7 protein-coding genes are annotated in these 8,928 nt (G+C 66.2%); 6 read left to right on the plus strand and 1 reads right to left on the minus strand.

Going from position 1 to position 8,928, the window contains the following annotated elements; translation table 11 throughout:
* The 6 genes from VGD93_RS03545 to VGD93_RS03570 all read left to right on the plus strand — a co-directional run.
* The coding region (locus VGD93_RS03545; RefSeq protein WP_395009246.1) for a thiamine pyrophosphate-binding protein at positions 1–1,084 on the plus strand (1,084 nt) is incomplete at its 5' end.
* A gap of 83 nt (positions 1,085–1,167) precedes the next feature.
* A complete protein-coding gene (locus VGD93_RS03550; protein WP_395009256.1) occupies positions 1,168–2,640 on the plus strand; it encodes an aldehyde dehydrogenase in 1,473 nt (490 codons plus the stop codon).
* Positions 2,641–2,717: 77 nt separating this feature from the next.
* Positions 2,718–3,467 (plus strand): electron transfer flavoprotein subunit beta/FixA family protein, encoded by a 750-nt coding sequence (locus VGD93_RS03555; RefSeq protein ID WP_395009258.1) that lies wholly within the window; start codon positions 2,718–2,720, stop codon positions 3,465–3,467.
* 11 nt (positions 3,468–3,478) lie between these two features.
* Positions 3,479–4,417: an electron transfer flavoprotein subunit alpha/FixB family protein gene (locus tag VGD93_RS03560; RefSeq protein ID WP_395009248.1), complete on the plus strand. Its 939-nt coding sequence runs from the start codon at positions 3,479–3,481 to the stop codon at positions 4,415–4,417.
* Between the two features lie 187 nt (positions 4,418–4,604).
* Complete coding sequence (locus VGD93_RS03565; RefSeq protein ID WP_395009250.1) at positions 4,605–5,510, plus strand: LysR substrate-binding domain-containing protein; 906 nt, start codon at positions 4,605–4,607, stop codon at positions 5,508–5,510.
* A gap of 96 nt (positions 5,511–5,606) precedes the next feature.
* Positions 5,607–7,694, plus strand: coding sequence for a 3-hydroxyacyl-CoA dehydrogenase NAD-binding domain-containing protein (locus tag VGD93_RS03570; RefSeq protein WP_395009252.1), 2,088 nt, complete (start codon positions 5,607–5,609; stop codon positions 7,692–7,694).
* A 78-nt stretch (positions 7,695–7,772) separates the two neighbouring features.
* Here VGD93_RS03570 and VGD93_RS03575 read toward each other — a convergent pair.
* Positions 7,773–8,928: acetate--CoA ligase family protein (locus VGD93_RS03575; protein ID WP_395009254.1), on the minus strand; the 1,156-nt coding region annotated here is incomplete at its 5' end.

Genomic DNA, 8,928 nt, shown 5'->3' on the forward strand with positions numbered 1-8,928 from the left:
GGAATTCGCGGAGCACCTGGCCCTCCCAGTGGCCCACTCGCAGATCGCCAAGGGCGTGCTGCCCGACGACCACCCCCTCTGCCTTGGGCTGACGGGGTTCTGGGGCACTCGCTACGTGAACGACAAGTGTCGCGAGGCGGATCTGATCCTGGCACTGGGTACACGGTTCACCGAATCCGACAGCAGTTCCTGGGATCCGCGCTTCACCTTCTCCATTCCTGACACGCGGTTGATCCAGATCGATATCGACCCCGCCGAAATCGGCCGCAACTACCCGGTCGAACTGGGCGCCGTGGCCGACCTGGCTCCCGCCCTCGAGGTGCTGGCGAGGGTGGCGCGCCGTATGCTTCCTGGTGGGATGAAGAAGCCGGAGCGGGCCGCCGAAATCGCGCGCGAGCGGGGAGCGTTTGCCGCCGAGCACGCCGCCCACGCCACGGATGAAGCATGGCCGATGCGGCCCGAGCGTATCCTCGCCACCGTGCGTGAACTGGTGCCCCGTGATGCCATCATCACGACGGACACTGGCTGGAGCAAGAACGGCGTGGCCCAGCAGTTCCCCGTCCTGGTGCCTGGAACGGTGCTCACGCCCGGGGGGTTTGCGACAATGGGGTTCGGGCCCCCGGCGGCGTTGGGTGCGAAGATCGCCTTGCCGGACAGGGTGGTGGTGTCGCTTGCCGGGGACGGGGCCTTCGGTCAGAACCCCTCGGTGCTGGCGACGGCCGTCGAGGAAGGCGCTGCCGTGGTCTGGATCGTCATGAACAACGCCAGCTTCGGCACCATCGCCGGGCTGCAGCAAGCCCATTTCGGCACCACCGTCGGTACGAAATTCGAGCGTGACGGAAAGCCATATTCCGCGGATTTCGCGGCAATGGCCGAAAGCTATGGTGCGCTAGGGATCAAGGCACAATCGGCTGCTGGGTTTCGCGCTGCGCTGCAGCAGGCACTCGCCTCGGGGCGCCCCTCATTGATCGATGTCGAGATGCAGGACGTGTCCGTGCCGACAGCAGGCCACTGGGACATCAACGACATCTATTCAATGGGTACCTATTCGATGGCCACCGCACCCAATACCCAGGCCGGATGACTTCTCGCCGTGCACAGCGCCGACCCGGCGCGCCGGCGCTACCCGACAGACACGGAGTTCTACCCATGACGGAATATGCAGACCTGCCCAAGTACGACTTGTTCATCGACGGCGAAAGGCACGTACCGACAAGCGGCGCCTACTATGTGTCCGATGACCCCTATCTGTGCCGCCCGTGGGCGCAGATCGCCCAAGGGAACGCAGCCGACGTGGAAAAGGCCGTGGCCGCCGCGCACCGCGCCTTTACTTCGGGGCGTTGGCCGGAGCTGACCGCGACCCAGCGCGGGCACCTGATGTGGAAGGTCGCCGATCTCATCTCCGCCAATGCCGACCGCCTGGCGGAGATCGAACGTCGGGACAATGGCAAGCTGGCGTCCGAAGTCACGGTGCAGGTGCGCTACCTGGCGGATTACTTCCGCTACTACGCGGGGCTTGCCGACAAGCTGCAGAGCCACGTCTTGCCGACGGACAAGAAGGGCGTATTCTCCTATACGAAGTACCAGCCCAAGGGTGTGATCGGCATCATCACGCCGTGGAACTCGCCGCTTGCCCTGACCAGCTGGAAGCTGGCGCCGGCCCTGGCCGCGGGGTGCACGGCCGTGGTAAAGCCGTCACAGTTCACCTCGGCCTCGATGATCGAACTCGCCGAGCTGTTTACGCAGGCGGGCTTTCCGCCGGGGGTGGTCAATGTCGTCACCGGCTTCGGCCGGGAGGTAGGCGAACCCCTCGTCGAACACCCAGACATCGCTCACATCGGCTTTACCGGCGGTGACCTGGCCGGCCGGAAAGTCTACGAACTCGCAGCGCGCGGGCTCAAGACGGTGACGCTGGAGCTGGGCGGGAAATCGCCGAATATCGTGTTTGATGACGCCGACCTCGATCAGGCAGTGAAGGGCGTTGTCTCCGGGATCTTCGCGGCCTCCGGCCAGACCTGCCAGGCCGGGTCGCGGCTGCTGGTGCAGCGCACCATCCACGATGACTTCGTCCAGCGCCTGGTCGAGTTCATCTCCACGGCCAAGATGGGTGATCCGGCCTTGCCCGATACCCAGATTGGCCCGATTGCCACGCGCCCGCAGTTCGAGAAGATCCTCGAATACATCGAGATTGCTCGATCGGAGGGAGCGCGGTGCGTCGCGGGCGGCAATGTCCGTGCCGACCTCGGTGGCGGCCAGTTCATCGAACCCACCATCTTCACTGACGTGGACAATCGGATGCGGATTGCCCAGGAGGAAGTCTTTGGCCCGGTGCTGGCCGTCATCCCGTTCACGGACGAGGCCGACGCCGTGCGCATCGGCAACGATGTCCAGTTCGGGCTTGCCGCCGGCGTGTGGACCAAGAGCCTGCACCGGGCGATGTACATGACCGACAGGCTGTGCGCCGGGACGGTCTGGGTCAACAACTACCGCGCAACCAGCTTCACCTCGCCGTTTGGCGGCTTCAAGAAGTCGGGGATCGGTCGGGAATCCGGAACCGAGGCGATCATGGAGTACCTGGAAACCAAGTGCGTGTGGATTTCGACGGACCTCGATGTGCCGAACCCGTTCATCCGACGCTGAAAGAGCCTTCAGCGGCACGGACGAAAATGCGCCGCGAACTGGTGTTCGCAGTGCCCGTTGCAGCGCAAGGAATGGTCATGCGGATTCTGGTGCCCGTGAAGCGGGTGGTCGACGTGAATGTCCGGGTAAGGATCAGACCCGATAACGCGGGCGTGGACCTCGCCGCGGCCAAGATGGCGCTCAATCCGTTCGATGAGATCGCCCTTGAAGAGGCCCTGCGCCTGAAGGAGCAAGGCCACGCCAGCGAGGTCGTGGCGGTCTCGGCCGGCGCCAAACCGACCCAGGACGTGTTGCGAACTCCCCTGGCCATGGGCGCCGATCGGGCCATCCATGTCGATGTCGCCGGATCGCTGGAGCCGTTGGGCGTCGCCAAGCTGCTGCGGAGCGTGGCGCTTGAGGAAGACGCCTCGCTGGTCATCATGGGTAAACAGTCGGTCGACGATGAAGCCGGTCAAGTCGGCCAGATGCTGGCGGCATTGCTCGATTGGCCGCAGGCAACCTTTGCCTGCGGCGTCGCGGTCGAGGGGACAGCGGTGGTTGTCACCCGCGAGGTCGACGGCGGCACGCAAGTGGTTAAGCTGCCGTTGCCGGCCGTCGTCACCGCCGATCTGCGCCTGAATGAACCGCGCTACGCCTCTCTTCCCAACATCATGAGGGCGAAGAGCAAACCTCTCGCCATCCGGCCGGCTTCCGCATTCAACGTCGATCTCACGCCAAGGCTTGCCGTGCTCGAGGTGCGGGAACCGGCCGGGCGGCCGCGGGGCAGGGTCGTGGAATCCGTAGGTGAGCTCGCCGGCATATTGAAGCGCGCCATCGGCCCGAACTAGAGGAGTTTGAAATGGCGACGCTGGTCCTCGTCGAGCACGACAACACCGAACTCAATCCCATGACCAATCGGGCTGTCGCCGCGGCCGCGGCGCTCGGGCAGCCGGTGGACTGCCTCGTGTCCGGCGTCGACTGCCGCATCGTGGCCGAGCAGGCCTCGAGGCTGCACGGCGTCCGCACCGTATTGCTTGCGAGTGCCGAGGGGCTTCGCCACGGCCCCGCCGAAGCGGTGGCCAGGGTGGTCATGACCGTGGCCGAAAAGTACGACGCCATTGTCGCCCCGGCATCGACTGGCGGCAAGGATAGCCTTCCGCGCGTCGCGGCGCTCCTCGATGTCACTCATGTCTCCAACGTCACGAAGATCATCGACCCGTGGACATTCGAGCACCCCATCGTTGCCGGCAATGCGATCGAAGTGGTGCGAACCACGCAGGCAATACGAATCCTCACTGTTCGGACATCCGCGTTCGAGCCGGTGCAGGGTGGAGGAGACGCCACGATAGTGGAGATAACGCCTGATCTCGCGGGGGTGAAGGGTGTCGTTGTCTCCGCGAACACGGTCGTTTCGGATCGCCCGGAGCTGTCCGGCGCCCGCGTCGTCGTGTCCGGTGGTCGTGCGCTCGCTTCGAGGGAGAATTTCGAGCGCCTGCTGCATCCCCTGGCCGATGCCCTGGGTGCCGCCCTGGGCGCGAGCCGAGCGGCCGTCGATGCCGGTTTCGCCCCGGGCGACTGGCAGGTTGGGCAGACTGGCAAGATCGTCGCGCCGGAAGTATATATCGCCATCGGCATTTCCGGAGCCGTCCAGCACCTGGCGGGCATGAAGGATGCCAAGCTCATAATCGCCATCAACAAGGACGCGGATGCACCTATCTTCGACGCGGCGGATTACGGGCTGGTCGGGGATCTGTTCGAAATCGTGCCCCAACTCGTCAGCGAACTGGCATTACCCTGACCGTCGTACCGCGCTGGTCGTGTGGACGACGGGCAAGGGGGGGCCGCAAGCCCGCGATTCCGGATGCGGTCGAGACTGCTGGCCGGGTACGATCGAGGCGGCTACAGGTAGGGTGACCCCGGCGAGCCTCTGACCGGGGCCCGCGCCCGCTCGGTAGCGGCCTGACTGGTTCCACATAGGGTATCCAATGGTCTATCCGCTCCCGCCCCTCAATCCGCTGCACGTCTTCGAAGTGGCGTCGCGTGTAGGCAACTTCACACATGCCGCGGCCGAGTTGAACGTTACCCAGTCCGCCGTGAGCCGGCAGATTTCTATCCTCGAGGCGCATCTGAAGGTCGATCTGTTCCGACGGGGGCGCCAAGGGGTAACGCTCACGGCGGCCGGTGAGGAGTACCGGCGGATGATCGGCCCCGCCTTTGCGATGATCGCGGAGGCGACGGCAGCGGTGCGCGACCGCGCTCGCGCCAAACCGCTGGCGCTGCTGGTCTACCCCACGTTCGCGGTGAAGTGGCTGATCCCCAGATTACCCCTGTTCGCCGGCGAGCAGCCCGGGATCGATGTTCGGGTATCTACCGGAACTGAAACGGTCGATTTTTCGAAGGATGGCGTCGACCTGGCAATCCAGCTTGTCGTCGACACGGATCCGCCGGCGAACAGCCGCCGCCTCTTCACCGATGCGTTGCAGCCGATCTGCAGCCCGTCGCTGCTGCCCGACGGCAAGGTTCCGGCGACGATCGATGCCCTGCTGCGGCTTAAGCTGCTGCATTCCCGATACCGCCGCGACGACTGGAAGGACTGGCTGGCTGCCAAGGGCCGCCCCGACGCTTCTGACGACGGTATGGAGTTCCCCAGTTCGATCCTTACGTACCAGGCGGCCTTAGAGGGGCTTGGTGTCGCGATTGGCCAGCCCCGCCTCGTCGAGCAGGATATCGCCACCGGCAGACTTGTCGCACTGCTGCCACCGCCGGTGGAGCGGAACCTCGCCTACTATGCGATCTGGGCACCCCGGAAGGAACCGGACATCAAAGTGCGCAGGTTTCTGCGCTGGCTTGAACGGCAGGTGGCGGCCGAGGGGGCGCCGGCTCCTGGATGACCGGTTCGCAATAGTCATGCCGGCATGCATTCTGCGAAGTTGTCGCTGTGCCCGGATTCGACTTCTTCGTGCCAGAGCCACTGCCGCCCACAAAGGATGGACATCTTGCACGATAGCGCTTTGCCAACCCCGGTTTCGCTTGCAAGGAGCCGGTCGGTCGGTGTGATCAGCATCGACAACCCCCCGGTAAATGCCCTCTCCGCAGCCGTGCGTGCCGGTCTCCTGGACGCCATCAACGCAGTCGCCGCCGATCCCGACCTCATTGGCGCCGTGATCATCTGCGCCGGCAAGACCTTCGTGGCCGGCTCCGATCTGCGCGAGTTCGGTGCACCCCTCGAGGAACCGCAGCTACCCGCGGTAATTGCTGCGATCGAAGGCTGCCCGAAGCCAGTGGTCGCCGCGCTCAGGGGTGCCGCTCTGGGCGGCGGCTATGAACTGGCTCTCGGCTGCGACTTCCGTTTGACGGCCCCTGGCACCGTCGTCGGCCTCCCCGAGACGACGCTGGGCATCATCCCCGGGGCAGGAGGCACGCAGCGATTGCCACGCCTTGTCGGCCAGGCCAAGGCCATCGAGCTCATCTGCACCGGTGCGCGTGTGGACGCGCAGCTCGCCCGGGACCTGGGCATGGTCGATGCGCTCACCGAGGGCGCCGATTTGCTGGCCGAGGCAATAGGATGGGTCGAACGACTTGCCGGGGCGAAGCGGCGCGTCATGCAGCGGGCCGTGCCTGCAGAGCCGGAGTCGGTCATCGAGGCGGCTGTGAAGGCGGGCCTCAAGGCGGGGCGCAACCGGCCGCACATCGAGGCCGCCATCGAATCGGTGCGCCGCTCGGCCACAGCGGCACCGGAAGTGGCTCTTGCTGCCGAACGGGAGGCGTTCCAGGATCTGCGCGTCGGCCGGGAAGCCTTCGCGATGCGGCATCTGTTCTTTGCCGAACGTGAAGCAGCCAAGGACGCTCGACTCGCCGGGGTTGCTCCCCTCCCGGTGAACACCGTCGGCGTGGTCGGCAGCGGCACGATGGGTTCCGGTATTGCCATCAGTCTGCTGGACGCAGGCGTTGCGGTCAGGCTCGTTGACCGGAGCCAGGGCGCATTGGACGCCGCGCTGGCCCGGGTTGCCGCCCACTACGGCAAGCGCCGTCAGACCGGCCGGATTACCGCCGAGGTGGAAGCAGAGCGGCTTGCGAGGCTCGCGCCGACGCAGGATCTGTCGAGCCTTGCTGACTCCGACCTCGTCATCGAGGCGGTGTTCGAGAGTATCGAGACAAAGCGGGAATTATTTGCCGAATTGAGTGGTCTCCTGCGTCCGGACGCGGTCCTTGCCACCAACACCTCCTACCTTTGCGTCGGCGACATCGCCGCCGCCTATGGCCACCCGGAAATGGTGATCGGGCTGCATTTCTTCAGTCCGGCCGAGGTCATGCGGCTCGTCGAGGTCGTGGAACATCCCGCGGCGGCGCCGGCGGCGCTGGCCACGGGGATGGCCGTCGGCCGGCGTCTGGGAAAGCTGCCGATCCTGGTCGGTGACAGCTTCGGTTTCGTCGGCAACCGCATCTACGCCGCGTATCGACGCCAGTGCGAGTTCATGCTGGAAGAGGGAGCGTTCCCCGAGGACGTGGATGGTGCGCTGGAGGCGTTCGGCTTTGCAATGGGGCCGTTCGCGGTGGCGGACCTGTCGGGGCTCGACATCGCCTGGCGCATGCGGCAGGCGACGGCTTCCTCGCGCAATACGTCTGACCGCTATGTCACCATTCCGGATCAGTTGTGCGAACTGGGCCGCTTCGGGCGTAAGACGGGTGCCGGCTTCTACCGCTATGCGCCCGACGAGAGGCGCGGGCAAGCCGACCCGCAGGTGCGGGCCATCATTGTCGACGCCTCGCACAAGGCGGGCATCGCGCGCCGGCGGATCGAGGCTGACGAAATTGTCTGGCGTGCGCTTGGTGCCATGGCTAACGCCGCTGCGCAGGTGCTGTACGAAGGGGTGGCGCGGCGCGCGCCCGATGTCGACCTCGCCCTGGTCAACGGCTTCGGCTTTCCGCGGCACGAGGGCGGCCCCGTGTTCTGGGCGCGGAGCCAGCCGACGGCCCAACTGGAGGCTATGTTGCGGCGACTTGCTGAACTCAGCGGTCCCGGCTTCGAATTGGCCGGCCCGGGCGCCCTGCAGGCGCTCCTCGAAGGGCCGTGAGGACGGCGCCCGATTCCGGGAATAGTCTTTGCGGTCGCTGGCTGATGGAGGGTCGGACCGGCCCGCTTTGCGCCGCGCCTAGGCCGGGATCGTTCGCTGGACGGCGGCGAGCACGTCGACGGCCAGCACCCCTTGGCCTTCGGGCATGACGATGACGGGGTTCACCTCGAGCTCCGCGACCTTCGGGTGCTCTGCAAGCTGCGAGACGGCGACGATGGTGCGGGCCAGTGCGTCGATGTCGCCGCGCGGCCGACCCCGGAACCCCATGAGCAGGGCCATGCCCCGGACTTCGTCGATCATCTCGTGGGCCATTGCCAGGTCAACCGGCGCAATACGCACGCAGCGGTCCTTGTAGAGCTCGGTTGCCACGCCGCCCGTCGCCAGCACGACGACGGGGCCGAGTTGCGCATCTACCCGATAGCCAACCAACGCCTCGCCGACCGCGCCCCGCACCATCTTCTGCACCAGGACATGTGCGATCTCGTGCTGCGGCGCCGTCTTGCCGACATTGGCAACGATGTCCTTCACCGCCGCCTGGAAATCGGCGTCGGAGCGGACGTCGAGGACGATGCCCCCCAGATCGGACTTGTGGGCGATTTCCCGGTGTAGCACCTTGACCGCGGCCGGATAGTACGAGGTGTCGACGGAGGCGGTGCCCACGGGGACGGCGAGGGCCGGCGCGTGCGGGATGCCGACCTCGTCGAGGAGGGCATAGCCCTCCGCCTCATCGAGCATGTGCGTTGCACCCGTTGTCGCCGGAGCGCGCTGCAGCTGACGCGGCAGCCGGCGGCGAAGCGCCGCGGCGACCCCGTCGGCGCAGGAGTCAGGGGTGCGGAAGCAAGGGACGCCGGCTTTCTCGATCATGCGGTGGGCGTCCGGCGCCTCCGGCACGAGGAAGACCGCCAGCCTGCTGTTGCCGTTCGCTCCATCGATGATTGGCTTGACCGTGAGTTCGGGCTGGAAGCGGGCCGACGAGCCGACGACGGCGATGACCAGATCGAACCTGGGCGAGGCGAGCATGGCGTCCAGTGCCCCACGCATCACCTCGTAGCGCGCGCCCGCAAGGGTCAGGTCGACGATGCGGCTCTCGGCAACGTCGACGCCGGTGTCGCGCACCTTCGCGAGCGTTTCCTCATCCGGGCCCTCGACCGCGATCGCGCGTACGCCCAACTGATCGACCACGAGGGCAGCCCCTCCGCCCGTTGTTGTCACCACCCCGACAACCGGCCGTTTC

This window comes from Devosia sp., from assembly GCF_036406155.1.
In the GTDB taxonomy this organism is placed as follows: domain Bacteria; phylum Pseudomonadota; class Alphaproteobacteria; order Rhizobiales; family Devosiaceae; genus Devosia_A.

Coding starts and splice junctions, on each gene's coding strand:
- VGD93_RS03555 (WP_395009258.1), top strand. CDS start 2,718: ATGCGGATTCTGGTGCCCGTGAAGCGGGTGGTCGACGTGAATGTCCGG.
- VGD93_RS03560 (WP_395009248.1), top strand. CDS start 3,479: ATGGCGACGCTGGTCCTCGTCGAGCACGACAACACCGAACTCAATCCC.
- VGD93_RS03565 (WP_395009250.1), top strand. CDS start 4,605: ATGGTCTATCCGCTCCCGCCCCTCAATCCGCTGCACGTCTTCGAAGTG.
- VGD93_RS03570 (WP_395009252.1), top strand. CDS start 5,607: ATGGACATCTTGCACGATAGCGCTTTGCCAACCCCGGTTTCGCTTGCA.